This window comes from Sorangium aterium, assembly GCF_028368935.1.
Classification (GTDB): domain Bacteria; phylum Myxococcota_A; class Polyangia; order Polyangiales; family Polyangiaceae; genus Sorangium; species Sorangium atrum.
Genome location: NZ_JAQNDK010000004.1, coordinates 410,495 through 436,360, shown reverse-complemented (window position 1 = coordinate 436,360; position 25,866 = coordinate 410,495). Strand labels below are relative to the sequence as shown.

Sequence of the window (25,866 nt, the reverse complement as noted above, 5' to 3'; positions counted from 1 at the left end):
TGCGGGCGCCCGGCTCCCGCGATCCCTCCACGGAGAGGGCTCGCTCGGCCGGACGCCCCGAGGTGGCGGCGCTCCCGGGGCGTCGCGCCCGGGAGCGCCTCCTCGCTCAGTTCGGGTTGACCGAACAGCCGTAGAGCAGCTCCATGCCCGCTGTGTTGTCCTGCGCCGCCATGGCGCACGTGTCCTCGCACAGCTTGATGATCCCCTCCTCGATGTAGAAGGACGAGGACGCCCCGGCGCACTCCTCGAGGCTCTTCACCTGGGCGAAGGTCTGCTTCTGCCCGCCGTTGCTCGGCGTGAACTCGATCTGCACCGTCTTCAGGTCGATCGAGTGCCCATCCGGCGCCTTGGGCACCTCGATCTCACACGACAGCTTGGCGCCCGAGATCACGCTGTCCGCGATGGCCTGGAACACCGCATCGTAGGTGGCGTGCTGCTGGATCGGGTATCTCAGCCCGCCGGTCATGACGCTGAGGACCTGATAGGTCGTCCCGGGATCGACCGAGTCCGGCCGGCACTGCTCCCAGGTGGCTGGCGCCTCCGGCGGCCAGGGGGCGGTCGGCGGGGTGTTCTCCTTGATGCCCACGAAGCTGAAGAACTTGTAGTTGCGCGCGTCCTTCGAGCCGAAAAGTTCCGGCGCGACCGCCGTCAGGGCCGCGTCGAAGGCCTCTGCCGATTTGGTGCCGCCGGCGACGTTCTTGTTCGCGGGCTCATCATCGTCGATGTCGAAGAGCGTGATGTCAGCCCCCTCCTCGAAGACCGCCTTGTCCGCGCCGAGCGACCTCGTCGTGCAGTTGACGCCGTCGTCGGTGATCTCGACGAACACCTTCAGCGAGTCCGTCCGCAGCCACTGCGACCACCCGGGCGACGTGGCCTCTCCCTTGGGCGGGATCGCCCCATTCAGCGTGTCGATCGCCAGACAGAGCGAGTCGAGGCTGCCGATCTCCAGGCTGTACTGGTAGAAGTGCGGCGGGTTGGTGTTCGGGTTCTGCGGGACCGGCGAGCAGCTCCCGCTGCCGAGCGGCGCCTCGATGCAGACCGACTGCTCGACGTCCGAGCTGCCGTGCTTCGAGAGCATGATGACGCGGTAATCGATCTTGCTCGCCGCGATGATCGAGGCGAAGTTCTGGTTGATGTTCCGTTGGACGCTGTTGATCTCGTCCGTCATGCTCCCCGAGTTGTCGATGATGAAGATGATATCGGCCGGGCGCTGCTGGTAATCGGCCTGCAATCGGGTCGCGATGCACGCCGTATCCTCGTTGAGCCCCCCGTCCTTGTCCCCGGTCCCTGAGCCGACATCGAACTCACCGCCGTTCCCGAACCCGCTCCCGGACGTCTCGCCGCTGCCGCCGCTGCCGCCGCTGCCGCTGCCGCTCCCAGAGCCGCTGTTGCCGGGGCTCGCCTCACCACCCCCGCCGGAGCACCCACCGATGGCTGCCGCGGCCGCAAGCAAACCCAGACCAACCAGCCCAACAAGCGTCTTCGTCGAGAGCTTCAAAATTGACCTCCACATCGGGGAACGCGACAATGCGCAGCGACGGATGTTACCAGACTCACGTCCCGATGGACGCGATCGACATGAAATAATCTAGCCCGACAGGAGGTAGACAACCGACCACCGTTGTCGGTCCAGGGACCTTGTCCACGACCATTCGACTCGCCCTCTGGGACAGGCTCACCAAAGGAGCGAGGAGATGGCCGAGGGCGGGTGAATGGGAGCGACGCGCGACGAGGCGGCCCGGGGCAGCCCGGCGAGACCACCCTCGGGCACACGCGGCGAGCGCGGCGCACAGCGATCCTGGCGGCTCCCCTCGTCCGCTCCGCGGCGGGACTCGCACCTTTGCGACGGCCGGGGGCGCTAGACTGTGCTCTTCGAGGCGACGAGTTCGCGCGCCGCCGCGAGCAGGCGCTCGGGCGTGTTCGCCTCGGGCTCTTCGGTGACGAGCTCGACGAGGCGCTCCAGGAGCTCGCCGACGAGCCGGCTCGGCGGAATGCCGAGCTCCTTCATCAATCGATTGCCGTTCACGGCGAGATCCTTGGCGGAGAGCGCCGCGCCCGCCGCGAGCAGCGCGTCCACGCGCTCCCGGAGCCGCCCTATCGTGGCGATGTCCTCGGTCGCCTCGCGCCCCTTGCCGAGCGCGTCGGCGAAGCCGATCTCGTAGAGATCCGGCGCCAGCGCCGGGGTCACCCGGCGGAGCCAGCGGCGCACCGCTGCGTCCGTCCAGGTGTCGTCGTAGCAGATCAGGTGGTGTCGAATGAGCGCCACGATCCGCGCGCGCTCGTCGTTCGAGAAGCGGAGCCGCGTGAGGATCGGGTCGGCCATCTCGGCCCCGACCCGCTCGTGCTCATAGAACGTGTAGTCCCTCGTCTTCTCGGAGAACTCGCGCGTCCTCGGCTTCCCGATGTCGTGCATCAGCGCCGCCACGCGGAGGATCGGCTCGGGCTTGCACGCGTCGAGGCAGGCCATCGCGTGCCCCCACACGTCGTAGGCGTGCCACCGGTTCTGCTCGCACCCGACCGACTCGATCATCTCCGGGCAGGTGATCGCCAGCAGCTCCGTCCGGCGCATGATCTCGAACGCCACGCTCGGGCGGCGCGCGCGCATCGCCTTCAGCCACTCGTCGCGCACCCGCTCCGCGCTCACGCAGCGGAACGTCTGGTGCGACCGCGCGGTGCCCATGGCGCGCTCGGTCTCGGGGTCCAGCGTGCCCTCCAGCGTCGCGGCGAAGCGCGCCGCGCGCAGCACCCGCAGCCCGTCCTCGGCGAACCGCGCGCCCGGATCCCCGACCGCGCGGATGATCTTCGCCTCGAGATCGCTCCGCCCGCCGAACGGATCGATGAGGTGCCCGTCCACCGGATCGATCGCGATGGCGTTCATGGTGAAGTCCCGCCGCGCGAGATCGGCGGTGATGTCGTCCACGAACTCGACCCGATCCGGCCGCCTGCCGTCGCTGTAGGTCCCGTCGCCGCGCAGGGTCGTGACCTCGTACGGCACGCCGCGCACGAGGACGGTCACCGTCCCGTGCTGGATCCCGGTCGGGATCACCTTCCGGAACGCGGCCACGACCTCTTCCGGCCGCGCGTCGGTCGCGACGTCCCAGTCCTTGGCGTCCTGCCCGCGGAGCAGGTCGCGCACGCAGCCGCCCACGATCCAGCCGCGCTTGCCGCGCTCGCGGAGGCGGCGACAGATGCCGAGCACGTCCTCGGGGACGGCGTCGATGAGGTGATCGATCGGGGTCACGCCTGCGGCTTATCACGGGCCACGGCGAGCAGGGCCCCCGCCGAGCGCGCGCTCACCTCTTCGGGTGAGCCCAGGGGTCCCGGACATCCGGGTTCTTGGGGGTCCGTGTCGCCGGCACCGCCGGCGGCCGGCCCGCCCCGGGCCTCGCCTTCGGACCGCTCTTCTCGTCGGCCTCGAGCTTCACGAGCTTGCTCGGCTCGGTGCCGTCGAGCACCACCGTGCTCGTCTGGTACCCCTCGGCCCGGATGTCGATCGTGACCGTCTGCCCCTGCTCCACGTCGATGCTCGCCGGCAGCTTCAGCTCCACGCCGTTGCGGTAGCCGACCGCCGTCTCCGGCACCGCGGCCAGCGCGACCGCCATCTTCTGCACCGGCGGCGGCTCGGGGGGCGCCGGCTTGGCGGGCGCCTCGACCGGCGGCTTCTGCGCCTTCTGGGCGTTGTCCCTGGCAGACCCGCTCGCGCCGATGACGAAGATCGCCGTCACGATCCCCACCGCGGCCGCCGCCCCGGCCACCCACACGTAGCGGGGCCAGTGCGAGCGCGGGGGCGACGGCGGCGTCGCGGGGACGATCACCTTCGAGGTCTTGAAGTAATCGTGCGGCACGTTGAAGCCGCCCGAGCGCGCCATCATCTCGGCGACCGCGCCAGGCACGCCCCCGCACTTCACCTGCTCGAGGTCGGCGTGGAGATCGCCCATGGTCTGGTAGCGCGACTCCGGCTTCTTGGAGAGGCACTTCAGGATCACCGCCTCGAGCCCGGGCGGGCAGTCGGGGCCGCCGACGAGCGCGCGGATGGGGACCGGCGCCTTGTACATGTGCTGCGTCAGGATCCCCATGAAGTTGTCGGCGTTGAACGGGAGCTGGCGGCTCACGAGCTCATAGAGCATCACGCCGAGCGAATAGATGTCGGTCCTGTGATCGATGGGCGCCCCCGCGGCCTGCTCCGGGGACATGTAGTGCGGCGTCCCGAACACCGCGCCGGCGCGCGTCAGCTTGGTCGTCGTGCTCGTCGACACCTTCGCGATCCCGAAGTCGAGGATCTTCACGAAGTTCGGATCGCTGCCGCGGGCGACCACGAAGACGTTGTCCGGCTTGAGATCGCGGTGGATGATGCCGGCGTCGTGCGCGGCGGCGAGCCCCGCGGACAGCTGCAGCGCGATGTGGCAGATGCGCTCCATCGGCAGGTCGTTCGGCGAGTCGATGAGCTGCGCCAGGCTCACGCCTTCCAGGTACTCCATGACGAAGTACGTGGAGCCGTCCGGCAGGTCGCCGAAATCGGAGATGTCCACGATGTGCGGGTTGCCGATGCTCGACGCGGAGCGGGCCTCCTGCACGAAGCGCTCGAAGATCTCGCGGTCCCGCGCGAGCTCCGCGCGGAGCACCTTCACCGCGACGCGCTTGTCGATGACCTTGTGGCGGGCGAGGTAGACGAACCCCATCCCGCCCTCGCCGAGCAGCCGCTCGATCTTGTACCGGTGATCGAAGGTCGTCCCGATGTAAGGGTCCTTGGCGCCCGGCGGCCGCCGCTCGCGCGGCTCGACCTCGTCCGGCGGCGGGATCTCCAGGGAAGGCTCCCCTTCGCTGATCGGCACCGGGCTCGTTCGCCCGCTGATCTCGTCGGCGTCCGGCTCGCTCTGCCGCCCGAGCCGCGGGGCCATCTGGCGCAGCGGCGGCGGCGCCCGGAAGCTCGGCGGAGCCCGGAAGCTCGGCGGCACCTCGCTCGCGGGCCCCTCGACCCACCCCGCCCTGGAGGGCCTCGACGAGGGGCGGAGCTCGACCTCCACCGGCACGTCGTCATCGGCGCCGCTCGGCTCCATGGACGACGGCGCGAACGCGGCCGCGACACCGGACGAGCGAGCCCCGCCAGCCGCGCTCGTGGGGCGCGACGGCGGTGCCTCCTCGAGCGCGCCTTCCTCGGCGTTGAAGACCCTGCTGCGCGCGGTGTGGTGCTCGTTTTTGGTGGCGCTCATGAAAGGCTCGCGGGCAGAAGTGCACGCCACATGCCGGCAGCTGCGACAGGATTGGATTCTAGCAGGCGTTCGGTCCGGGAAGCGAGATCATGCGGACCCCGCGCGCGAAAGGCGGAGGTGAGTGCGCGTCGACCGCGGGTCGGCCCGTCGCCGACCATGGCGGCCCAGCGTGCCGCGCGCGCCGCGTTCTGCTAGGAGGGCACCGCGATGAGCTACCCTATCGAGGTCGCGCTGCGATATCTCGGCTCCAAGAAGCGGGCGTTCATCTCGGTCGGCACCACGTTCGCGATCCTCGGGGTCGCGCTCGGGGTCGCGGCGCTCGCGACCGTGATGAGCGTGACCGGGGGCTTTCAGGCGGAGTTCCGCGAGAAGGTCCTGGGCGTCAACGCGCACGTCCTGGTGATCAAGTACTCGACGGACTTCCGTGAGTACCGCACGATCATGGAGCAGGTCTCCAAGGTCCCCGGCGTCATCGGCGTCGCGCCGTTCAGCATCAACCCCATGATGCTGACGCACGGCGACGCGACGGCGACCGGCGTCCTGGTCAAGGGGGTCGACCCGGCCAGGAGCCTCGGCGTGGGGGCCGAGGGCGCCTCCACGGCCGTGCTCGACCTGCCCCGTCACATCCTCCCGGGCGGCGATCTCGCCGGGCTGCGTCGTCCTGGCTCGAAGCCCGCCGAGCGCGCCGTGCCGTCGTTGCCCGACGTCCCCGTCCTGGAGCCGGACGCTGGGGCGCGGGGCGCGCTCGCGCCGGACGCGCCCGCGCCGGACGCGGGCGCCGAGATCGATCTGCTGAAGGCCTACGAGGCGCGGATCCGCGAGGACGAGCGCGCCGCGGCCGCGCGCGACGCCGCGCTCGCGCCCCCGACCTCGCGCGCGGCCGAGGCCGACGGCGCGCCGGACGCCAGGGACGAGGAGGCCGAGGTCGCGGTCGCCGAGGGGGCCCCGCGGGGCGCGATCGAGCCGCAGGGCGGCTATGGGAGCGTCCTCCCCGATGACGACGAGCTGCCGCCCGAGGTCGATCCGGACCCCTGCGCCGACAAGGAGCAGATCGCCAAGATGCCGGGCATCGTGATCGGCGCCGCGCTGGCCAAGAACCTGTCCCTCGAGCTCGGCCAGTGCGTCACCGTCACCTCGCCCACGATCGGCTTCTCGTTCGCGAACGGCGCCATCAAGCCGCCGGTCGCCAAGCGATTCCGGGTCATCGCGATCTTCGAGGCCGGCTTCGAGCAGTACGACACCAAGCTGGCGTACGCCGATCTCTACGAGACGCAGGCGTTCTACGACCAGGGCGACACGGTGACCGGCGTCGAGATGAAGGTCGACGACATCGACAACGCGAGCGGCATCGCGCGCGAGATCAGCAAGCTCCTCGGCAGCGGGCTCTATTACACGATGGACTGGGAGGAGCTGAACCACGGGCTCTTCACGGCGCTGCGCATCCAGCAGATCGGCATGAGCGCGGTGCTGGCGCTCATCATCGTGGTCGCCGCGTTCACGGTGATCGCGACCCTCATCATGGTGGTCCTCGACAAGAAGAAGGAGATCGCGGTCCTCAAGGCGATGGGGGCCACGGACGCCGCCGTCCTGCGCATCTTCCTCTACCAGGGCGGGATCATCGGCGTCGCGGGCACCACGCTGGGCCTCCTGCTCGGCGTGGCCGTGTGCAAGGGGCTCCTTGTGTACGGCTTCCCGCTCGACCCGAAGGTCTATTTCATCTCCCACCTGCCCGTCCAGGCGCGCCCGCAGGAGTTCATCATCACGGGCTGCATCGCCATCCTCATCTGCCTCGCCGCCACGATCGTGCCCAGCCTCTACGCCGCGCGCCTCCGCCCTGCCGAGGGCTTCCGCGCGCAGTGAGCCCCCGCCTCCCCGCGCCCCGGTAGGCCCACCTCGGGCCGGGCGGCGCTGAAGGCCTCCCACCCTCGATCCCGACGCGTCGCGCCGGCTACCGCCGAGAGGCGGAGTAGAGCTTCTGCTGCCCGTCCTTGTTGGACGCCAGGTAGAGCGTGCACTCGTCCGGAGAGAGCGACGGGGTCATGACGGCGACGGTCGGGGCCAGGTTCGGCAGCAGCATCCTCGCCGGCTGACCGTCCACGGGCAGCCCGTCGTCCCCGAGCGCCACATAGAAGCTCCGCAGCACCGACGCCGCCTCGCACTCGCCGCGCGCGCTGTAGGGCGCCTGGAAGAAGAGCAGGCTGCCGTCGGGCGTCACCCACGGGGCGAGGTCGTCTCCCTGCGCGGGGCAGTCGCCTGGCAGGTGGATGTCGAGCACCTGCACCTCCGCATCCTCTGCGCGCTTCGTGACGAGCCGGCTCGTGGTCCCGCCGCCCTCCTGGTGCCTGCTCATGAACCAGTACCGGTAGGAGGGCCGAAGCCCGTGGGCGACCGCCACGGAGCGGCTCCCCCCGTCCGGGTTGAGCGCAGGGAGCGCGTTCGCCTGCGTCGCCTCGATCCCATCCGCGACGAGCAGCTGCGGGAGGCTGCCCGGCTCGGTGGGGAGGCGATCGAAGAGCAGCGAGCCCGCAGGGAAGCCTTCGACCGGCGAGGGCGCGTCCAGGGGCAGGAGGAGCGGACCCGACTCCTGGCCCGCATCGTCGACCACGAAGCTCGAGACGGCCTCGCCAGCCGTCCAGGGCCGCCCGGTGGCCGTGGCGATCTTCGTGTCGTCCGATCCGAACTTGGCCGTGTAGACGAGCCGGAGCGTCGCCTCGCCCTCTCCGGCCTCCGCGCGCACGCGCGGGAACGCGGGCATCGCCCCCGCCACCTCGACCTCCGAGAGCGCGCCGAACGACAGCAGGCCGCCGCGAGCAGCGCAGGCGACGCACGTCTCGCTGGCCGTGCAGAACTCCCCGTCCTTGCACGCGCCGCACCCGCCCGCGCCGCCCCCGCCCGACGCGGCGGACGACGAAGCCGGGCCCCCGCCTCCCCCGCTGCCCCCGCCCCCATCGCCGCCGGCGCCACCGGCGCCGCCCTCGCCGCCGCTCGACGACGTGGACGTGGCGTCCGCGCCGGCCGCCGTGAACGGCTCGCCGCAGCCGGCGAGCGCGCACAGCGCGGCGAGCGAGAAGGTTCCGTAGAAGCGAAGCGTGCGCACCCGAGCTGCCTCCTGTCGTGGTCCCGCCGCGCGGAGCCGGCGTGCGCGGTCAAGACGCCTTGTTGTAGTCCGTGTCCTCGAGAAGGATGACGTTCGTCTTCGAGCGGGTCTCGCCGACGCTGGTCACGTAGACCGCGGGCTTGTCCTGCACCGGACACACCTTCTCGCACGCGCCGCAGCCGATGCACAGCGACGGATCGACGTGCGGACGCTGCACGTGGACCATCTTCATCGGCGGCTCCTTGCCGCTCTCGGCCGCCACCGGCTCGCGCTTCGGGATGTCGACCTCCTCGACCCAGATCGCCTTGGGCGACGTCGGGCAGAACTCCTCGCAGACGATGCACGGCACGCTCATCGACCAGGGCAGGCAGCGCCCCTGATCGTAGAACGCGGTGCCGATCGAGATCGGCTTCTGGCCGACGCCCATCTTCTGCTCCTCGGTGATCTTCTGGATCGCTCCGGTCGGGCAGACGTCGCCGCAGAGGACGCAGGAGTGCTCGCAGTACCCGATGCGCGGGATGACGATCGGCGTCCAGAGCCCCTCGATGCCCGCCTCGAAGAACGCGGGGTGGATCGCGTTGTTGGGGCAGACCTTCATGCACTCGGCGCACCGGATGCACCGCTCCAGGAACTCGCGCTCCTCGACCGAACCCGGGGGCCGGATCACGCGGTGGTCGTAGTTCGCGTCGAGCACGTCGGCGATGCGCGCCGTCGGGATGATCACCGCGCCGGCCGCGGCGGTCGCGAGCGCGGTGCGGCGGCCCGTGTCGGGCGTCACGAGGGCGCTCTTCCGGTTCGGCAGGAAGCGGAACTTGATGACGTCCTCGGGGCAGGCGCTCTCGCAGTTGAGGCACATGTGGCACTCGTCCTGCCGCCACTTCACCCCGCCCTGGGGCGAGTCGGCGCCCTGGCAGTGCACGAGGCACAGGTTGCAGTCGGTGCACTTCGCGTGATCCTTCTGCATCCCGAAGAGCGCGAAGCGCGCGAACACGCCGAGGAACGCGCCGAGCGGGCAGAGCACGCGGCACCAGAACCGCGGGATGAACCGGTTCATGAAGAGGATCGCGACGAACAGGATCCCGACGAACCACGTCTGGTGGAAGTAGAACTGCTTCGTCTGCCACACGCTCGCCGCGAGGAAGTCCTGCGTGTGGTCCGCGGCGAGCTGCACCGATCGGCTCCCGGTCCCGGCCGCGGAGCCGGTCACCACGCTGACGACGTACTGCGCGGCCGGGATGACGGCGAGCCCGATCGCCCGGACCGCCACGCAGATCGGATCGAACAGCCCCCCGATCGCGCTGCCGGCCACGCTCGCCGCGAGGAAGGCGTACATCAGGTAGTACTTCACCCGCTGCCGCGTGTACGTCTTGTTCGCCTCGACGCGCTTGCCGCCCTTGCCGTAGCGCGACGGGAAGATCCACCCGAAGAAATGGTGGAGGGTGCCGAAGGGGCAGATCCAGCCGCAGAACACGCGCCCGAAGACGAGCGTCAGCGCGAGGATCCCGAGCGACCAGAGCAGGCCGCGGTAGACGGTGTGCGTCGAGAGCAGGGTCATCGCGCCGACGAACGGGTCGGCGAGGAGGAAGCCCTCGACGGGGAGCGGCAGGCGCACGCGCGCCTCTGCGGAGGCGAACGAGCCGCGGAAGCCCGTCTGGAACAGGAAGTAGAGGAACAGCCCGAGGCAGCCCGCCTGCACGGCGCGGCGCACCCAGACGAGCACCTGGATCACCTTGCGCGCCGGCAGCCCCGAGCCGGGCCGGCGCTTCGGGGCGGGCCGGACGATCGAGCCGGCCTTGCGCACCACGCGCAACAGCGCGCCCGAGCGGGCCTCCTTCGCGGATGCGGCGGGCGGCGCCGCGCTCGCCTTCGCGGGCGGCGCCACGCTCGGTGCGGCGCTCGCCTTCGCGGGCGCCGCGCCCGCTCCTGCCGCCGGTTCACGGTGCGCCGGCGCAGCCGGCGTCGGATCGAGGTTTGCCATGAGTACTACACCTCAGCGAGCCGCAGGTTCTGCCAGTGCATCGTGCCCAGGCCCCGCTCGTGGCCCATCTTCAGGTACGGGATCTCCTCCGGCTTGCGGCCGATGAGCTGGCAGCCGTACGCGTCGGCGGCGACCTGGTCGGTCGTCGCGATCACGGTGTGCATGTCCTTCGCGTCGGCGACGTTCCCGCCCTGCGGCCCGTTGCGCATGAGGACGCGGACGGCGTCCACGATGGTGAGCGTCGGCTGGATGAACGTCGCGAGATCGGCGATCGACACGTCGATGTTCTGGTGGAGGCGGTTGCGCCGGCCGCCGAGCGCCCCGTACCAGTTCTTCATCGCCGCGGTGTACCTGGACAGGTTGTGGTGCTTCGCGATCGGGACGTTGATGACCTTGTCCGCGTTGACGAGCGGCGTGTAGACGGGCCAGTCGTCGAGCACCTCGCCCTTCAGGCGCATGCCGCGGAAGCGGTGCGCCGCGGGGATGACGACCTCCGCGCCGACGTCGTAGGCGGCCTTCCAGATGCCGGAGCGCTGGAAGCAGCGGTTCGGCTCGTTGCACGAGGCGTCCGTCACGATGACGGTCTTGGCGCCGGCGTCGTAGGCGAGGCGCACCACCTCGGCCACGACCTTGGGGTTCGTGTTGGCCGCGTGGATCGGCGTGCGATCCCAGCCGATGTTCGGCTTCACGACCACGATGTCCCCGCGCGAGATGAAGCGCCGCATCCCGCCGAGGGCGTCGACCGCCTTCCGGACCAAGGCGGCCGGGTCCGGGGCGCCCCCGGCGAGCGCCTCGGCGCCGGCGCGGGCGACGACGAGCTGCGGCAGGTCGGCAGGAGCGTCGCGGAGCCGGTAGTCCCGCGTCTGCTGGCGCTCGGCGGCGGCGGCGGCGCTGCCGCCGCGGTCCCACCGGACCGCCGCGAGCCCGCCCGCGCCCCCGAGGACGAGGCCCGCCGCGCTCAACCGACGCAGCATTTCACGTCGAGAAATGTCACCCATGGCCCTCGCCTTCCCTGGACCTACGGATAGCCTCCCCGGGCGATCGCCACAAGCAGAGGTGGCCTGGCGGCAGCGACGTGCGCCGCCTCCGGGCGCTTCCAGCGACGGCGCTCAAGGAGGAGCCGCGGTGGACGTCGCTGGGGCCGCCGGGGTTGCTGGGGCCGCCGGCGCCGGAGCGCCTGCGGCGGGGGAAGCGCCCGTGTTCGCCGGCTGCGGCGCTTGCGGCGCCTGCGGCGGCGCGCCGCTCGCGGCGGGCGGCGCGTGCGCAGGCGGCGCGTGCGCAGGCGGCGGGGTGGCGGGCTCGTCCGGCTCGTACGGGTCGGCCTTCAGGCGATCGCGCTCCGCAAAACAGCTGGCGCGCTCCGCGTCGCACGCGGCCCGCAGCTGCGCCGCGTTGGCGAGGTCCGCCGAGCGCTGGTCGGCGAGCGCCCTGGCCTCGTCGCGCTCGGCGGTGACGGCGGCGCGCGCCTTCTCGACCTCGGCGAGCCGCTCGTGTTCGGCCATGGCCGCCTTCTGCGCGGCCGCCGCGCTGTCCTCGCACGTCTTGAGGCGCGCCGCCTGGGTCGCGTGCAGCGCCTGGATCTCGCGGGCGTGCTCCGCCTCCGACGTGGAGCCGCTCTTCTGGAGGGTGGCCAGCGTCGCGTTGAAATCCGCGCGATCCTGCTCGCGGGCGCCGCGGCACGCGATCGCCTCGGACTGGGCGATCTGGTGGCTGGCGACGCAGGTATCGAGCTTGTCGAACGACTCGGCGCCCCGCTGGCGGGCCTGCTCGAGCTCGTTCGCGAGCCGCAGCGTCTCGCGCTTCGAGAAGCCGAGCAGCACGACCGCGCAGCCCACGAGGGTCATCGCGCCGGCCGCGATCCGCGCGCGCAGGTAGGACGTCTTCTGCTTGATCCGCAGCCGCTCCGCGTCGCGCTCCGCCTCGCGCTCCGGCTCGAGCAGCACGTCGAGCTCCTCGGCGAGCTGGGTCATCGACGGCCGCTCGTTCGGATCGATCGCGAGCCATCGCCTGAGCGCGGCCTGGAACATCTCGCGCGGGCGCCCGGTGAGGTCTGGCAGCGCGTTGTCGGCGAGCGGCTTGTCGGCGCGGACGTCGTGCGCCTCGGCGAGCTCGGTGCGGCTCTGCGCGGACTCGCCCGGGAAGTCCCTGGGGTTCACGAGCGAGTAGAGCAGGGTCGTGGCGAGCCCGTAGGTGTCCATCTTCTCCGAGAGCGGCACGGCGCCGGGGAAGCCGTTCAGCGCCCGGAGCTGCTCGGGCGAGGCGTAGAGCGCGGTGCCGGCGCAGAAGGAGGCCTCCCGCTCCGCGGCCACGCCCAGGTCGAGCAGGATGGGGTGGACGCGGCCTGCGAACCTGGCGAGGAAGATGTTGTCGGGCTTGACGTCCTGGTGCCGGAGCCCGGCGGCGTGGAGCGCCTCGAGCCCGCGCGCGACGGCGAGGAAGATGTCGTGCGCCTCGCGCAGGCCGAGGGGGCTGCGCTCGAGCCGCTGGGCGAGGGTCTCGCCCTCGTAGACCGGCATGGTGAGCCACACGTAGTCGGCGTTCATGCCGTGGTCCTTCAGCTGGACGACGTGCGGGTGCCCGACGGTCGCGAGCATGACGAGCTCTCGCTCGACGTTCCGCATCGCGTACAGCGAGCGGGGCATGAGCTTGAGGGCGACCTGGTGCTCGGGGACGTCGATCCGCTGGGCGACGTAGACCTTGCCGAACATGCCCTGCCCAAGGAGGCGCCCGAGGCGGTAGAGCCCGCCGACGATCTGGCCGACCTCGGGGAGGATCGACGGGCCGCGGCTGCTGCTCCTCGCGGGGTCGTCGGTCCCGCCGCGCGACGTGGTGCGCACCAGGCTGGACGGATCCGCCACCGTGACGGCGAACGCGTGGACGATCGTGGTGCGGAGGTTGGGGTCGACGGGCGGCACAGCGATTGCCAGAGTAGCGGAAGCAGCGAGCGCTGAGAAAGAAGCCGGCGGACGGAAGACGGCCGGCGCGGGGCATTTATTCGCGGAGGCTGGCAGAGACGCCGGGGGGCTCACGTCCTCTCGCTCGGAGCGTCGCGTCGACGCGGAGTTGCGCCACCGTGGCTATTCCGGCGCTACGGCTCCAGGAGAAAACGGACGACGAGCGTCGCGCCTACGTGCACGAGTCCACCCGGCTGCCGCTCACTCCAGCGAGAGCTGCGGCGGCCGCCCGCGCAGGGCGCTCCAGACGGCCAGCACAAGGACCTCTCCGCTCTCGCGGTCAACGACGTAGTAGACCAGGTAACGCGATGTCGGGAGTGGAGCGCGGCGAACGCCTTTGATCCGCCGGTGCGCGTGCGGTGCTCCGGCCTCGGGCGCTGTCCTGAGCAGGCTGAGCAGGGCCGCGAGCTCCTCGCGGAACAGGGAAGGAGCGGCAGGTCGGTTCTCGATCCACCATGCGGCCGCTTCCCTCGCCTGGCGGACGGCCTCTTTGGTGAGCCGGATGCGGGCTCGCTTCATCCGCGCGCCGGCTCGAGGCGCGCGATCTCCGCCAGAAACTCGTCCGCGTCGATCGTGCCTTCGCGCGCGCTCGCCAGCGACACCTCGAGCGCCTCGTCGAGACGAGCCCGCTCTTCTCCGTCCAGGTCGTCGTTGTCGGCCACCACGAGCTCGATCACGGTCCCCTCGGCAAAGCTCGTCGGCTCGTCGAGGATCAGCCGGCCGCCGTGCACTTTGGCTCGCAGCGCGCTCATGACCGCAGCGTACCATCCGGGGTCCGCCCAGGGAAGCTCAGCGGAAGCGCTGGGCTTCCCTGGGGCACCGTCGCTCGACGCCTGTGTCTCGGGCTGCGATCGCGCTCTGGATCGCTTGCCGCGGCGAGGCGAGCCCCCTCGCCTGCCGCTCAGCCCTCCAGGGGCATCGCTGGCGCCGCTGGCGAAGGCGTCGCCGGCGCGGGTGCTGCGGGCGAGGGTGCCGCCGTCGCCTTGGCCCGCCGGGCCGCTGCGCGCTTGCGGCGCTCGTACGCGCTCGTCACATCGCGCACGATCTCCGGCTGGCCACGGAACACGAAGCGCGCCGCGTTCCGCACGAGGCCCATGCGCTCGACCAGCAGCGTCGCCAGCTTGTTGCGCAGCAGCAGCGCCTCCTGTGCCTGCCTGGAGATCGCCTCCGCCTGCGCCGGCCGGCTCCGCAGCTCGGCCGCCACGGCGCGCGCCTCGTCGAGGTGAGCCGACTCGAAGCCGCCGAGCCCGTCGAGCGCGTCGCGGTGCTTCTCCCCGAGCAGCGCGTAGTCGTCCAGCGCGCTCGCCAGGGCGTCGGCCGTGTCGGGATCCTCCGCGTGCGCCGCCTCGATGCGGGCCAGCATCTCGTCCTTTGCGTCGTCCACGCCGTCGTCGAAATAGAAGGTCAGCGTCGCCGAGATCTCCCCCAGCAAGAACTTCCCGCGCTCGCGAGGGCTCTTGTTCTTCTCGACGGTCAGGAGATACCGCGTCTGCGCCTCCTGCGTGGCGCGCTGCAGCGAGAGGATCTCTTCTGCCGTCCTCGGCCCGAGGCGCGCGGCGTCCCCCTTCTTGCCGTCCTTCGGGACCGCCGACTCGAGGCCCAGGCGGGTCACCCGCTTCTGGGCATCGACCTGTGTCTTCCAGTACTTGTCGCAGAACTTCGCCACGTCGACCGCCTCCCCGAGGAGCACGTGCAAGGGCACCGTGATCGCCGGGAGATTGCCGGCGCTCATCTGCTGGACGACGTCCGACCACTGCTCGATATCGCTCTTCTTCTTCGCCATCTCGACCTCCCCTGGGTTGCGGCGCCGGACCCCCTGTCCGGAGCGGCAATCCCGGGCATCCATTCCGGAGAGCCGTGAACCGGGCTCCCCTTCACAAGGACCTCGACGCGTCACTCCCGAGCTCGTGCGCCCCGAGAGGCGCAGGGCCCTTATCGAAGCGCGCGAGGCTCGGGAGCTTCGCGACACGGCCACAGGGATACACGTGGCGTGCCTGGACAGAACGGCTCCAGGGACAGAGGACGATGCGCCGGGGTGTCCCTGGCGCGTCGCCCCCTGTCCCTCGCGGCACGCATGTGGGTCCCTGACGCTTCACCGCACGTCCCTGATACGCAGCCTCCCTGTCCCTTGCAGGAGCACCTCGGCCCGCGCCCGGCTCTTGCCCATGTCCCTGGTGGCGATCTCTGTGTCCCTGGCCGCCGGCTGCCTGTCCCTGGAGGCTTCCCTCGGTCATCGGATCGGTGGGATGGTCGAGGCCGGGAGTTCACTCTCCTGACAACTTGCCGCAAGCGCTGTTGCACGCGATCGGGGTATCGCGCGGCGCGAGGGGCGCGTGCCGTCGGAGGCGCCGTAAGGCGATGCGGGATCACGCAATCCTTTGCGCGAGCGCCGGAAACGGCACGAGGGCCGCGGCATGCATTCGGGCCACGCAGCGGAACGCCCCCGCTGGAGCGAGAAGCTCGCGCGCAGGGGAGCGCGCTGGCCTGGTCGATGCACAAAGGCGCCCGAGATGCGCCACGGTGCACAACGGTGCCACCTGGCGCTGTGAGATCGGGAATCCACGCAAATGTTCGCCAAAGCCGCGCTCGTGCTCGCCGCCCTGGAGCTCGCCGGATGTGCCGTCATTCGATCGCCGGCGGCGCCGCCCGAGCTCTCCCACGCGCTCTCGGCGATCCGCGCGGCGGAGCGGGAGGGCGCGGGCGCGGACCGGCGCTCGGCGATGCACCTCGCCCTGGCGAAGAGCGAGCTCGCCCAGGCGAGGCGGCGGCTGTCGGTGGGCGACAAGGAAGGAGCCCGCTGGCTGCTGCGGAGGGCCGAGGTCGACGCGGAGCTCTCGACGCTCATGGTGAGGGAGGCGGGGCTCCGCGACGCCGCGGGCCGCACGCTGGACGAGGCGAGCACGCTCGCGGGGCGGGCCGAGTGACGGGCCGCGCGCGCGCCGCGGTCCCGCTCGCGCTGGCGCTCTCGCTCGCCGGCTGCGCTCGGAGCGCGGCCGGGCCGCCTCCCGAGCTCGTCACGGCGCGCGCCGCCGTCGTGCAGGCGCGGGACAACCCGCTCTCCCCGCTCGCGATCGCCGAGCTGAAGCAGGCCGAGCAGGCGCTCGCGATCGCCGAGCGCGAGGAGCGGAGGAACCCGCGCTCGCCCTCCGCGCGCGACGCCGCCTACGTGGCGCGGCGGAGGGCGCAGTGCTCGCTGCTGTCCTCGCTCGTGCGCGCGAACCAGAGCGCCCTCGAGCGCGCGCGGCAGAGCCAGCGCGCCGCGGAGCACCAGCGCGCGCGCGCCGGCGGCGAGCCTGCACCCGCGGCGCCCGCCCCTGCCGACGACGTCGATCTCGACAGCGCGCTCGATCGCGCGCGCATGCGGCCCCAGCAGTCCGCCAGGTGATCGCGGCCGCGCTCCTGCGCTGCCGTGCTCGCCGCGGCGCGCCCGCGTGACACCCGATTTGCCGCCGGAATCCGGGCGGATCGGCCCCGGCGCCCCAGCGCGCTGCATACCGCCCAGGGCGTCAGCGCGGCCTCGGCGGAACGATTTCTCCTGGGAGTGGCCAATTTTTGGATCCAAGATGCGCGCGACGCGCCTCCGCCAGCGGCGAAAGCGTCCGGGAGGTCAGCGACGGTCGAAGTTCGATGGGACACCCGTCCCGCGTGCGAGGAGAGCGCGATGAAGGAAGGCGCGAACGTGATACTGGTGCCCGTCGACTTCGAGGCGGCCTCGATGAAGGCCATCGAGCTCGCGAGGGATCTGGGCGCGAGGCTCGGGCACCAGGTCGTGCTGCTGCACGTCTATCAGCTCCCGGTCTACACGTACCCCGGGCTCGAGCCGGCGCTGATGCCCGGGTTCCACGCCGAGGTGAGCGCCGCCGCGTCGCGCGCGGTCCAGCAGCTCTCGGCGCAGACGGGGGGGCTCTCGACGGCGCTGCGCGAGGGCGACCCTGCGACAGAGATCCTCGCCGCCGCCGAGGAGCAGGGGGCGGCGATGATCGTCATGGGCACGCACGGCCGGCGGGGGATCACGCACCTCTTCCTCGGGAGCGTCGCCGAGCAGGTGATCCGGAAGAGCAACATCCCCGTGCTCACGGTGCGCGTGGCCAGCTGATCCTCGGCGGCGCCTCGCGGTAAGCGGACCGGCGCGGCTGCCGGCCGGGGCGCGGCGGGCAGGGCCGCGCTCGACTGGGTTAAGGCGGGCTCGACCGCGCTCGACGCGGGTCAGGGTCCCGGCTTCTGCGTCGCATGCGGCGCGTGGAGTTCCTCGCATGTCGCCCCTGTCTCCGCGCGATCTCGCGCTTCCGCCGAACCTCCTGAGCTTGGCCCGGCTGCCGCTGGCGGCGCTGTTCCCGATCGTGGCCACGCAGCCTGCGCTCGCCCTCACCGTCCTCTGCTGCGCAGGCCTGACGGACGTGCTCGACGGCTGGCTGGCCCGCCGCTCCGGTCAGGTGACGCCCACCGGGGCGATCGTCGACCCGATCGCGGACAAGGTGTTCGCGCTCGCGGTGGTGGGCACGCTCCTCGAGAGCGGCGCGCTCCCCCTCTGGGGCATCCCGGCGCTGCTCGCCCGCGAGCTCCTCGAGCTGCCGCTCGCGCTCTGGATCGCGGTGAGCCGCCGCTTCCAGGGCGCGCGCCTGTCGACGGCGAGCGCCAACATCCCTGGCAAGCTCGCCACGGCGGTGCAGTTCGCGGCGGTCTTCGCCGCGATCGCGCTCCCCTCGGCGCTGACCGCGATGCTCGCCGCGTCGGCGATCGCGGGCGCGGCCGCGGGCGTCTCGTACTGGGCGCGCCAGCTCCGCCGCGTGCCCGGGGCGGCGTAGGCGCCGCCCGGAGGCGCTCCTGGTGTAAGGTCGGCCGAAGCGGCGCGTTGAGCGCCTGCCACCGGCTCCATGCTCCGAGGAACCATGCGAAGAACGCTGCCCGTCTGGGCTCTCCTTGCCTCGCTCGCCGGCCCCACCGCCTGCAGCTCCGCCCCTTCGGCGGCGCGCGACGCCTCCAGCTCGCCGTCGTACGGAGCGGCGCCGGCCCCGGTGGCAGGGATGCCTCCTGGCGTCATGCAGACGACCGGCGCGTCGACGCGCTCGGGGTCGGTGCGCGAGGAGTCGTACGACGCCGAGGTGTCGGCGGCGGGGGATTTCGCCAAGGCTGCGCCGCCGCCGGCGCCCGGCGGCGGCGCTCAGCCCCCGGCGGCGAGGCCGGCGCCGACCGCCGCTACGCCGCAGCCGGCGCCGACCTCGTCCGGCGCCGCACCGCAGGGCGCGCCCCAGGCCGCCGGCGAGGTGAGCGCGGCGCGCGCGCCCCTCCTCGTCTACACGGCGGACATCGCGATGGCGGTGTTCGAGGTGGGCGCGTCGCTCGGCAAGGTCGAAGCGCTCGCGCGGGATCTCGGCGGCTTCCTCGCCCGCCGCGACGATCGGACGATCACGATCCGCATCCCCGCCGCCCGGTTCGACGAGGCGCTGAAGCGCCTGGAGGGGCTCGGCGACATCCTCCAGCGCAACGTGGTCGCCGAGGACGTGACCGAGGAGTTCCTCGATCTCGGCATCCGCATCCGGAACGCGCGTGCCGTGCGCGATCGCCTGGAGAAGCTCCTCGAGAAGGCCGCCAAGGTCGAGGAGTCGATCCAGCTGGAGCGCGAGCTCGCGCGCGTGTCCAGCGAGCTCGAGCGCCTCGAGGGGCGGCTCAAGTTCCTGCGCGATCGGGTCGCCTTCTCGACCCTCACCGTGACCTTCCAGCCGCGCTCGACGGAGACCCTCGCCCCGTCGGGACCGCGGCTCCCCATCGACTGGCTCAACGAGCTCGGCCTCTCGCGGCTCCTCAACCTGTGAACCGGGCGCCTCCGATGAACCACTCCCTTCGCCACGCCTTCGTCCTCCTCGCCTCGCTCGCCGGAGCGGCGGCGCCGATCGGCTGCGGCCGGCCCTTCGTCCCGGCGACCCCGCCGGGGTTCGTCGACCTCGGCGATCGCTACGGCGACGACGAGTACCGCGCGACCACCGCCGAAGGGCTGGTGATCGGGATCCGCGCGTTCGAGAACGATCCGAAGGGCGACCTCGCCTTCTGGTCCCGCGTGATCGAGAAGCGGCTGCGCGAGGGCGGCGGCTACGCGCTGCTCGGCAAGACCGACGTGAAGGCCCGGAACGGCCAGCCGGGCGTCCAGCTGCGCTTCGGGCACGACGAGGGGAAGGAAGCGCACCTTTATTACCTCACCGTCTTCGTCAACGACGATCGCGTCTTCCTCCACGAGGCGGGCGGCGCGAAGGCGCTGGTCGAGCGGCATCAGCAGCAGATCGACTGGGCCATCCGCAACTTCCTTCCGGAGTGACGCGAGCTGCCCGCGTCGGCCACGCGCGCGTCCCTGCAGCCGCGGCGCCGCTGCGCTTGCTCGCGGAAGCCCTGTTTGCTACCTGGCGGACGTGCGTTCCCGCCCCATGCCCTGTGACGCGCGGCAGCGCCGGTCGAGCCAGGCGCTGCTCCTCGCCCTCGCGGCCACGCTCGGCAGCGCCGACGCCCTGGCGCACGGCGGAGGAGAGAAGCCGCTCGCCGCCGTGCCCGCGCCGCCCCCCGGCGACGGCGCCAAGGCGGCGCAGATCCTCCGCGAGATCGAGGGCCGCGTCGCGCCCCCGCCCGCAGCCGTCGCCGGCGAGAAGGCCGTCGACGGCGAGAAGGCCGCCGTCGGGACGCCGCCCGTCGAGCCGATCGCAGCGAGCGGGCCTTCGCCGAGCGCCGCGAGGGTCGTGGCCGAGCCGGTGGCGCAGGCGAAGCGCGCGCTCCAGCGCGCCCAGGGCGCGCGCGCGGCGGGCGACGCGGCGCACGCGCGGCAGCTCGACGCGGTGGCCCTCGAGTGGGCGGAGACGGCGAGGACGCTGCTGCGCGCCGCTGCGGCGGAGGCGACGGCCGTGGAGGCCGCGAAGCGCGCGCGCGAGGTCGAGACGAAGCTCGAGCGGGCGCGCGCGCTGCTCGAAGAGACGCAGGCGCGGCGAGGCCGCGCCGCGGCGGAGCTCGATCGGATCGAGGCCGAGGCGCGCGAGGCGACAAGGACGGCGGCGGACGTCGAAGCGCAGCGGATCGAGGCCGGCAAGAGAGGCGCGACGCCCAAGGAGGCGAGGCCGGCGACGCGGGGGGCCGAGCGGGCCGCCGCCGCGGCGCCAGGCGCCGGGCCCAAGGGCGGCGCCGCCAAGGCGACGGCTCCCGCGGGCCAGGAGGGCAGGCCTTGAGCGCGCGTCGCCTCGCAGGGGTCGCCATCGCGGGGATGCTCCTCGGCGCGTGCGCGCCGATCCCGCGGCCAGCGGTGCTCGATGAGCTCGATCATGTCCGCGCGGGGGCGGTCGCCGCCGAGTCGAAGCGGTACGCGCCGGGCGCGTTCGCGCGGGCGGAGAAGCTCCGCGGCGACGCGCTCGCCGCGCTCGAGAGCGAGGATCGATCCGGGGCGCAGATCCTGGGCGAGCAGGCCATCGCGGCGCATGCGCACGCGCAAGCGCTCTCGCGGGTGGCTCGGGCCGAGGCGGCCGAGACCGAGGCGAAGGCGCAGCGCTCCGCCGGCGAGGCGTCGCTCGCGGGCCTCGAGGCCGAGCAGTCGCGCGTCGCGGCCGAGGTCGACGCGCTCGACATGCGGACCAAGGTCGCCCGCGACGCGCAACCCGTGGTCCCGTCGGGCAAGGCCGACGCGGATCGCGAGAAGGCGCGCCTCGCCGCAGCGCGCTCGCTCGCGCTCCAGGCCCGCCTGCTGTGCGGCGCGGCGCGCCTCCTGATCGCGCCGGCGCCGCCGGACAGCGCGCAGCCCGCAAGCGCCGGCCCCGCTGGCGCCCAGCCCGCTGCCGCGAGCCCCGCTGGCGCCCAGCCCGCTGCCGCGACCCCTGCAGGCGCGCAGCCCGCTGCGGCGAGCCCCGCCGGAGCCCAGCCCGCGACCGCGAGCCCCGCTGGCGCCCAGCCCGGCAGCGCCGAGCTCGCGGCGCAGCTCGAGGGAGCGACCGCCGCGATCAAGAAGCTCGACGCGGAGCTCGCGGAGGCGAGCGGCTCCACCCGCGCCATCCCGGCGCCGATCGACCAGGCTTCCCGCGCCCGGGCGGGCTGCCTCGCCGCGCTGACGGCCGCGCGCCGCGCCGCCACGCCGGTGACCCGCGCGCCTGGCGCCGGTGATGCGCTCCTCGCAGAGCTGTCGGCCGCAGGCACCTGGTCGCCCGTCCGCGACGATCGCGGCATCGTTGTCACGCTTCGCGGGCTGTTCGCCGGCAACGCCCTCACGAAGGCCGGCGAGGCGCGCCTCCACGACCTTGCGCTGGTCGCCACGGCGCACCCCTCCTTTCCCGTGGCCGTCGTCGTGCACACGGACCGGGAGCTCAGCGCCAGGGAAGAGCCTGCATGGTCGGCGCGGGCCGATGCCGTCGTCCGCGCCCTGGGCCCGGCGCGAGGAACGGCCGCCGCGGGGGCGCCCGCGAGCCCGTCCATCGCGCCGTTCCTCGCGGGATCCGCGTCCCCGGTCGTCGATCCGGGGGGCAGCGAGCGCGCCCGCAACGCCCGGGTCGAGATCATCTTTGTAACCCCGGAAACCCTGTGAGGCGCGATGGTCCCGGCCGCCGGAACTCCGCTCGCCTCGGAGAGTCGTTCTCGATGATGCGCTCTTCCACCTTCGCCCGAAGCGAAAGCAAGCCTGCCGTGCTCGCCTGTGCGCTGGCCGCCGCGCTCGGTAGCGCGAGCGCGTGTCAGGAGGACGGCAAGACGTCCCAGAAGCACGCCGCGGAGCTCTGCGCCAAGCTCGCGCCGCTGGTCGCGGAGGACGTCGGCCAGGTGCGGACCGGCCTCCCCGCGGGCTCGCAGAAGCTCGCGGCGCTGGTGGACACCGACCCGGGCGCGAACCTGCTCGGGCTCCAGAAGGCGATCGCGGGAGCGCGCGCCTCGGTGAAGGAGCTCGAGTTCGCCAAGAGCACCTTCTTCTCTTTCGCCGATCCGAGCGGCACGGTGCTGCGCAGCGAGGCCGATCCGGACATGCTCGCGAACAGGTCCGTCCTGGCCTCGTTCCCCGAGCTCAGGAAGGTGCTGGCGCCGGGCAGCGGCGTCGTCGAGGCGTTCGGGGAGATGCAGGAGATGCGCGGGGTCAGGAACGGCCCCGATCTCCAGTGGGTCGCCGTGCACCCGGTCACGCGGAGCGGCGGCGAGCTCCAGGGCCTCTTCGTCACGGGCTGGTCGTTCCGCGCCTACGCGTACCGGCTGCAGGAGGCGGCCAAGCGCGACATCGCCGAGCTCGCCAAGCGCGACGGGTTGAAGTCGACGCCGCTGCTCTACGTCTTCGCGTGGAAGGGCGCGAAGGCGTACGGCGGACCGGTGACGCCCGACGTCAACACCGAGGCGCTCGAGAAGCTGGACCTGCCGGCGAAGACCGCCTCGGGCCCCTGGAGCGGTACGGTGGAGATCGCCGGCCGCACCTTCGGCGCTGCGGCGCAGCGCGCCCCGGAGCTCGCCGCCGACGCCGGCGTCGCCGCGCTCGTCTCGACGCTCTGAGCGCGAGCTCCGGGGCGGCCCCCCGGCCTGCGGCTCGGGTGCCGTGACGGTCGGCGGCGGGCCTGGGGGAGATCTCCTTATCGAGCGCTACCGTGCTAGGCTGTGGCGACTGGCTCGCGCTGCCGAGCTCACCCCCATGCCGGCTTCCATCGATCAGCTTCTCAAGGTTTGCCGCGAGGTGATCGCGCCGCTCGTCCGAGCCGACGGCGGTGAGCTCTACATCGTGGCCGTCGAGCCCGATCACCTGACGCTCCACCTGGCCGGCGCATGCTCGGGCTGCCCCGGGGCCATGCTCACCGCGCGCGCGGTGATCGAGCCAGCGGTGCTCGCGGTCGCGCCGTCCGCACGGGTCGTCGTGACGAACGGAATGCGCGTTCCCGACGGCGCCTCCCTCGCTTGAGGCGGGCACCCGCTGCGGAGACGGGCCCATCTCGACGTTTTCGGTGCTCAGCGCACTGGGAGTGCGCTTGCGCGCCGAAAACGCCGATCTGGGCCCGTCTCCTGTGCGGGTGACCGCCTCAGCTGGGCTGCCGGGACGGAGCGGTAAGAAGAGCTACTTCTTTTTGCCGGGCTTGTCGGCGGAGGGGGGCGGGCCGGGAGGGGGCTCTTCCTTGCGGACGGCGGAGGCGACGGCCGGGTCGATGGCGTTCGTGTCGGCCGGCTTGTTGGGGCGAAGCGACTCGAGGCTGCCAAGCGTCACCAGGTCCTCGTAGGCGAACGCGATCTCGGAGTCGCTCCGCTCGATCGCGCGGAAGTGCGTGGCGGCGTCCTTCCAGTCGACCTCGTTGACGTAGCGGCCCTTGTCCGGAGCAGGCGGCGTCACGCGGCCAGGCACCCCGAACGCCGTCGCGAGCTTGACCACGGCGGACGCATAGTCCTTCCCGCGGGCGGCCTTCTCGCCCAGCGGGTGCTCGTCGATGATCTTCCAGAGCTTGTCCTGGATGAAGAAGAAGTACCGCTTCCCGCTGTCGCGGGTCAGCGTCATCATCGATTCCTTGTTGAGGTAGGTGTACTCGCCCTTGAGCGGCGTCCCGTCGATGCCGGTCGGCAAACTGCCGAAGTCGATGCGGCTGCGGCGGAACGCGCTCTTCTCCTCGGCGAGCTCCGCGTCGAGCGCCCGCATCTTCACGCCGGGCGAGATCGCCTTGTAACGCGGCACGTACGCCTCATCGAGCATCTTGTCGATGACCGCCGCCACCTGCTTGGTGGTCATCCCCCAGGCGATGCCCGGGGGCGTCAGCGCGATCGTCTTCTTCGTCACCGGCGTATCGGCCGGCTTGGCAGGAGCCGCGGCAGGCGCCCCGCTCTTCCCCGGCTTCTGCTGGGCAGCCGCCACGGTCGCACTCGTGATCGCCGCAAGGCCCAGCCCCAGAGCCAGCGCCGCTCCCAGGAGCCTCTTCGCTTTCATGTTCCTCCTCCAGCCGGCGCAGGCCCTGTCCCTGCGCTCTGTGCAATCGCAAAAGCCAGGAAACCCAGCCCGGCAAGCCGGAGAACGCTAGCACCTGCGGTAGGACAGGAGAATAGGTTCTCCGCACCGGGCGGGGTCGACCGCCGTTGGACGATCGCTCGGCCGGATCGATGGAGAGCGAGCGCAAGGCGGATCGCGAATCGGATCGCGACGAGGGCAAAACAGGCTCGGCAGCGCATGTCGCCGGTGTGTGCCGGGTCCTGACAGGGAACGGCCGACGTGCTACGAGCTCTGGCCCCAAGGATGATCCCTGCCGCCGGTGCTGCACCTTTGCGCCTTGCGCTCGCCGCGCTGGCGGCCCTTGGCCCCGCCGGCGGCTGCGTCGCCGATCACGAGCGCCCCGCGGCGTCCGTCGATCCAGAGGCCGGCCTGCCCGCATGGGAGGGGCGCGCGCGCGAGGTCTTCGACGACAACATCGAGCCTGCCGCCGTGGGCTTCTCGCTGGACGGCCCCTCGCCCAGATCGGACCCGTTCCTCCGCGAGAGGGCGCAGACGGCAGACGTTGTCGCGCGGGTCCGCGTCAACACGGTGACCGTCGACTCGATCGGCGAGCAGAGCACCTACCACCTCGGGATCCAGGTCGGCTACCCTCCGCTGGCCACACCCCGGGCGCCGGACCGGACGTTCGAGCTCCACATCCGGCCGCAGAGCCGCGCGTTCGGCGTCGCGAAGGCGATCGACGCGCGGCTCCGCGGGCTCACCTTCATCGCCTTCATCCGGCGCTTCGCCGGCGAGGCTGGCGAGCCGGAGATCCACTGGCACCTTTCACCTGATACAGCGGAGGTCGCCGCGGCCGTCAAGGAGGCCGTCGTCCTCGGGGAGCTGTCTGCGCCGTGAGCAACGTGAGCATCAAGACGGTCAAGGAAGTCGACGCCCTCCGCACAGCCTCACAGATGGCTGCGGAGACGCTCCTCGGCGTCGGCGAAATGATCCGCGCCGGCATCACCACCGAGGACATCAACACCTTCGTCCACGAGGACACGATCCGCCGCGGCGGCTACCCCGCGCCGCTCAACTACCACGGGTTCCCGAAGAGCGTCTGCACCTCGATCAACGAGGTGGTCTGCCACGGCATCCCGTGCGACCGCGTCCTCGTTCCGGGGGACATCATCAACGTGGACGTCACCACGATCTACAACGGCTTTTACGGCGACACGTCCGCGACCTTCTACATCGGCAAGCCGTCGGCCGAGGCGAAGCACGTGACCGAGGTGTCCCGGCGCAGCCTGCAGCTCGGCATCGCCCAGGTCCGGGACGGGGCGCGCCTCGGCGACATCGGGGCCGCCATCCAGGAATTCGCCGAGGGCGAGGGCTGCTCGGTGGTGCGGGCCTTCGTCGGGCACGGCATCGGGCGGCGCTTCCACGAGGCGCCGCAGGTCTCGCACGTGGGCAAGTACGGCAGCGGCGCCCGCCTCCGCGCCGGCATGTGCTTCACGATCGAGCCGATGATCAACCTCGGCACCTACGAGGTCGAGATCCAGGAAGACAAGTGGACCGCGCTGACGGCCGATCGCTCGCTGTCGGCGCAGTTCGAGCACACCATCGTCGTGACGAGGAACGGCTGCGAGGTGCTGACCCGTCGCAGCCGGCCGCTCGCGAACAGCGAGATCTTCGCCGATCCGTTCGCCGTCTCCGCGGCGCGAGCGCTCTGACGCAGAGCGCGCTCGACGCGCTCG

The 25,866-nt window shown here is 72.2% G+C and carries 24 protein-coding genes; 13 read left to right on the top strand and 11 right to left on the bottom strand.

Features of this window, described 5'->3' with window-relative positions:
* Positions 1–106: 106 nt before the first annotated feature.
* From POL72_RS33020 to POL72_RS33010, 3 genes are all read right to left on the bottom strand, one after another.
* Positions 107–1,498, bottom strand: a complete 1,392-nt coding sequence (locus POL72_RS33020; protein WP_272100651.1) for a hypothetical protein — start codon at positions 1,496–1,498, stop codon at positions 107–109.
* A 360-nt stretch (positions 1,499–1,858) separates the two neighbouring features.
* Positions 1,859–3,241 carry a CCA tRNA nucleotidyltransferase gene (locus tag POL72_RS51380; protein WP_272100649.1) on the bottom strand — a complete coding sequence of 461 codons (1,383 nt, stop codon included), beginning with the start codon at positions 3,239–3,241 and terminating at the stop codon, positions 1,859–1,861.
* A 52-nt stretch (positions 3,242–3,293) separates the two neighbouring features.
* On the bottom strand, positions 3,294–5,210 hold the full coding sequence (locus tag POL72_RS33010; RefSeq protein WP_272100647.1) for a serine/threonine-protein kinase: 1,917 nt from the start codon (positions 5,208–5,210) through the stop codon (positions 3,294–3,296).
* A gap of 207 nt (positions 5,211–5,417) precedes the next feature.
* Here POL72_RS33010 and POL72_RS33005 point away from each other — a divergent pair, with 207 nt between their 5' ends.
* The gene (locus tag POL72_RS33005) at positions 5,418–7,070 is read left to right on the top strand and encodes an ABC transporter permease (RefSeq protein WP_272100645.1); all 1,653 of its coding nucleotides are present in this window, start codon (positions 5,418–5,420) and stop codon (positions 7,068–7,070) included.
* A gap of 88 nt (positions 7,071–7,158) precedes the next feature.
* Here the strand turns inward: POL72_RS33005 and POL72_RS33000 are convergent, their stop codons facing one another.
* The 7 genes from POL72_RS33000 to POL72_RS32970 form a co-directional block, all read right to left on the bottom strand.
* Entirely contained in the window at positions 7,159–8,307 is a 1,149-nt protein-coding gene (locus POL72_RS33000) for a TolB-like translocation protein (protein ID WP_272100643.1), read from the bottom strand.
* Positions 8,308–8,356: 49 nt separating this feature from the next.
* A complete protein-coding gene (locus tag POL72_RS32995) occupies positions 8,357–10,285 on the bottom strand; it encodes a 4Fe-4S binding protein (RefSeq protein WP_272100641.1) in 1,929 nt (642 codons plus the stop codon).
* A 5-nt stretch (positions 10,286–10,290) separates the two neighbouring features.
* On the bottom strand, positions 10,291–11,283 hold the full coding sequence (locus tag POL72_RS32990; protein ID WP_272100639.1) for a DUF362 domain-containing protein: 993 nt from the start codon (positions 11,281–11,283) through the stop codon (positions 10,291–10,293).
* Between the two features lie 111 nt (positions 11,284–11,394).
* The gene (locus POL72_RS32985; protein WP_272100637.1) at positions 11,395–13,200 is read right to left on the bottom strand and encodes a serine/threonine protein kinase; all 1,806 of its coding nucleotides are present in this window, start codon (positions 13,198–13,200) and stop codon (positions 11,395–11,397) included.
* Between the two features lie 240 nt (positions 13,201–13,440).
* The gene (locus POL72_RS32980; protein WP_272100635.1) at positions 13,441–13,758 is read right to left on the bottom strand and encodes a type II toxin-antitoxin system RelE/ParE family toxin; all 318 of its coding nucleotides are present in this window, start codon (positions 13,756–13,758) and stop codon (positions 13,441–13,443) included.
* Positions 13,755–13,991, bottom strand: a complete 237-nt coding sequence (locus POL72_RS32975) for a hypothetical protein (protein WP_272100633.1) — start codon at positions 13,989–13,991, stop codon at positions 13,755–13,757. Before POL72_RS32975 ends, POL72_RS32980 begins: the two co-directional genes overlap by 4 nt.
* 149 nt (positions 13,992–14,140) lie before the next feature.
* The gene (locus POL72_RS32970; protein WP_272100631.1) at positions 14,141–15,022 is read right to left on the bottom strand and encodes a hypothetical protein; all 882 of its coding nucleotides are present in this window, start codon (positions 15,020–15,022) and stop codon (positions 14,141–14,143) included.
* A 784-nt stretch (positions 15,023–15,806) separates the two neighbouring features.
* On the opposite strand from POL72_RS32970, the gene POL72_RS32965 reads away from it, so the two are divergent.
* From POL72_RS32965 to POL72_RS32920, 10 genes are all read left to right on the top strand, one after another.
* The gene (locus POL72_RS32965; RefSeq protein ID WP_272100629.1) at positions 15,807–16,163 is read left to right on the top strand and encodes a DUF4398 domain-containing protein; all 357 of its coding nucleotides are present in this window, start codon (positions 15,807–15,809) and stop codon (positions 16,161–16,163) included.
* The gene (locus POL72_RS32960; protein WP_272100627.1) at positions 16,160–16,624 is read left to right on the top strand and encodes a hypothetical protein; all 465 of its coding nucleotides are present in this window, start codon (positions 16,160–16,162) and stop codon (positions 16,622–16,624) included. The genes POL72_RS32965 and POL72_RS32960 overlap by 4 nt, the downstream gene beginning before the upstream one ends.
* Positions 16,625–16,900: 276 nt before the next feature.
* Entirely contained in the window at positions 16,901–17,335 is a 435-nt protein-coding gene (locus tag POL72_RS32955; RefSeq protein WP_272100625.1) for a universal stress protein, read from the top strand.
* A gap of 157 nt (positions 17,336–17,492) precedes the next feature.
* On the top strand, positions 17,493–18,044 hold the full coding sequence (locus POL72_RS32950) for a CDP-alcohol phosphatidyltransferase family protein (protein ID WP_272100623.1): 552 nt from the start codon (positions 17,493–17,495) through the stop codon (positions 18,042–18,044).
* Between the two features lie 84 nt (positions 18,045–18,128).
* Positions 18,129–19,052 carry a DUF4349 domain-containing protein gene (locus POL72_RS32945; RefSeq protein ID WP_272100621.1) on the top strand — a complete coding sequence of 308 codons (924 nt, stop codon included), beginning with the start codon at positions 18,129–18,131 and terminating at the stop codon, positions 19,050–19,052.
* A 14-nt stretch (positions 19,053–19,066) separates the two neighbouring features.
* Complete coding sequence (locus POL72_RS32940; protein WP_272100619.1) at positions 19,067–19,549, top strand: serine/threonine protein kinase; 483 nt, start codon at positions 19,067–19,069, stop codon at positions 19,547–19,549.
* 106 nt (positions 19,550–19,655) lie between these two features.
* Entirely contained in the window at positions 19,656–20,441 is a 786-nt protein-coding gene (locus POL72_RS32935; protein ID WP_272100617.1) for a hypothetical protein, read from the top strand.
* Positions 20,438–21,781 carry an OmpA family protein gene (locus POL72_RS32930; RefSeq protein WP_272100615.1) on the top strand — a complete coding sequence of 448 codons (1,344 nt, stop codon included), beginning with the start codon at positions 20,438–20,440 and terminating at the stop codon, positions 21,779–21,781. Before POL72_RS32935 ends, POL72_RS32930 begins: the two co-directional genes overlap by 4 nt.
* Positions 21,782–21,879: 98 nt before the next feature.
* Positions 21,880–22,722, top strand: a complete 843-nt coding sequence (locus POL72_RS32925) for a hypothetical protein (RefSeq protein ID WP_272100613.1) — start codon at positions 21,880–21,882, stop codon at positions 22,720–22,722.
* A gap of 136 nt (positions 22,723–22,858) precedes the next feature.
* Positions 22,859–23,122, top strand: a complete 264-nt coding sequence (locus POL72_RS32920; RefSeq protein ID WP_272100611.1) for a NifU family protein — start codon at positions 22,859–22,861, stop codon at positions 23,120–23,122.
* Between the two features lie 153 nt (positions 23,123–23,275).
* On the opposite strand, the gene POL72_RS32915 is transcribed toward POL72_RS32920, so the two are convergent.
* Positions 23,276–24,130: a hypothetical protein gene (locus POL72_RS32915; RefSeq protein WP_272100609.1), complete on the bottom strand. Its 855-nt coding sequence runs from the start codon at positions 24,128–24,130 to the stop codon at positions 23,276–23,278.
* Positions 24,131–24,433: 303 nt separating this feature from the next.
* Here POL72_RS32915 and POL72_RS32910 point away from each other — a divergent pair, with 303 nt between their 5' ends.
* Both POL72_RS32910 and map read left to right on the top strand, forming a co-directional pair.
* Positions 24,434–25,027, top strand: a complete 594-nt coding sequence (locus POL72_RS32910) for a cobalamin ABC transporter substrate-binding protein (protein WP_272100607.1) — start codon at positions 24,434–24,436, stop codon at positions 25,025–25,027.
* On the top strand, positions 25,024–25,842 hold the full coding sequence (map, locus tag POL72_RS32905) for a type I methionyl aminopeptidase (protein ID WP_272100605.1): 819 nt from the start codon (positions 25,024–25,026) through the stop codon (positions 25,840–25,842). Before POL72_RS32910 ends, map begins: the two co-directional genes overlap by 4 nt.
* Positions 25,843–25,866 lie beyond the last annotated feature (24 nt).

Excerpts from the sequence above, each read along its gene's own strand:
- POL72_RS32980 (WP_272100635.1), bottom strand. The coding sequence starts at position 13,758 with ATGAAGCGAGCCCGCATCCGGCTCACCAAAGAGGCCGTCCGCCAGGCG.
- POL72_RS32920 (WP_272100611.1), top strand. The coding sequence starts at position 22,859 with ATGCCGGCTTCCATCGATCAGCTTCTCAAGGTTTGCCGCGAGGTGATC.
- POL72_RS32955 (WP_272100625.1), top strand. The coding sequence starts at position 16,901 with ATGAAGGAAGGCGCGAACGTGATACTGGTGCCCGTCGACTTCGAGGCG.
- POL72_RS32910 (WP_272100607.1), top strand. The coding sequence starts at position 24,434 with ATGATCCCTGCCGCCGGTGCTGCACCTTTGCGCCTTGCGCTCGCCGCG.
- POL72_RS33005 (WP_272100645.1), top strand. The coding sequence starts at position 5,418 with ATGAGCTACCCTATCGAGGTCGCGCTGCGATATCTCGGCTCCAAGAAG.
- POL72_RS32935 (WP_272100617.1), top strand. The coding sequence starts at position 19,656 with ATGCCCTGTGACGCGCGGCAGCGCCGGTCGAGCCAGGCGCTGCTCCTC.
- POL72_RS32915 (WP_272100609.1), bottom strand. The coding sequence starts at position 24,130 with ATGAAAGCGAAGAGGCTCCTGGGAGCGGCGCTGGCTCTGGGGCTGGGC.
- POL72_RS32950 (WP_272100623.1), top strand. The coding sequence starts at position 17,493 with ATGTCGCCCCTGTCTCCGCGCGATCTCGCGCTTCCGCCGAACCTCCTG.
- POL72_RS32965 (WP_272100629.1), top strand. The coding sequence starts at position 15,807 with ATGTTCGCCAAAGCCGCGCTCGTGCTCGCCGCCCTGGAGCTCGCCGGA.
- POL72_RS32945 (WP_272100621.1), top strand. The coding sequence starts at position 18,129 with ATGCGAAGAACGCTGCCCGTCTGGGCTCTCCTTGCCTCGCTCGCCGGC.
- POL72_RS33010 (WP_272100647.1), bottom strand. The coding sequence starts at position 5,210 with ATGAGCGCCACCAAAAACGAGCACCACACCGCGCGCAGCAGGGTCTTC.
- POL72_RS32970 (WP_272100631.1), bottom strand. The coding sequence starts at position 15,022 with ATGGCGAAGAAGAAGAGCGATATCGAGCAGTGGTCGGACGTCGTCCAG.
- POL72_RS32940 (WP_272100619.1), top strand. The coding sequence starts at position 19,067 with ATGAACCACTCCCTTCGCCACGCCTTCGTCCTCCTCGCCTCGCTCGCC.
- POL72_RS32975 (WP_272100633.1), bottom strand. The coding sequence starts at position 13,991 with ATGAGCGCGCTGCGAGCCAAAGTGCACGGCGGCCGGCTGATCCTCGAC.
- POL72_RS32995 (WP_272100641.1), bottom strand. The coding sequence starts at position 10,285 with ATGGCAAACCTCGATCCGACGCCGGCTGCGCCGGCGCACCGTGAACCG.
- POL72_RS32990 (WP_272100639.1), bottom strand. The coding sequence starts at position 11,283 with ATGGGTGACATTTCTCGACGTGAAATGCTGCGTCGGTTGAGCGCGGCG.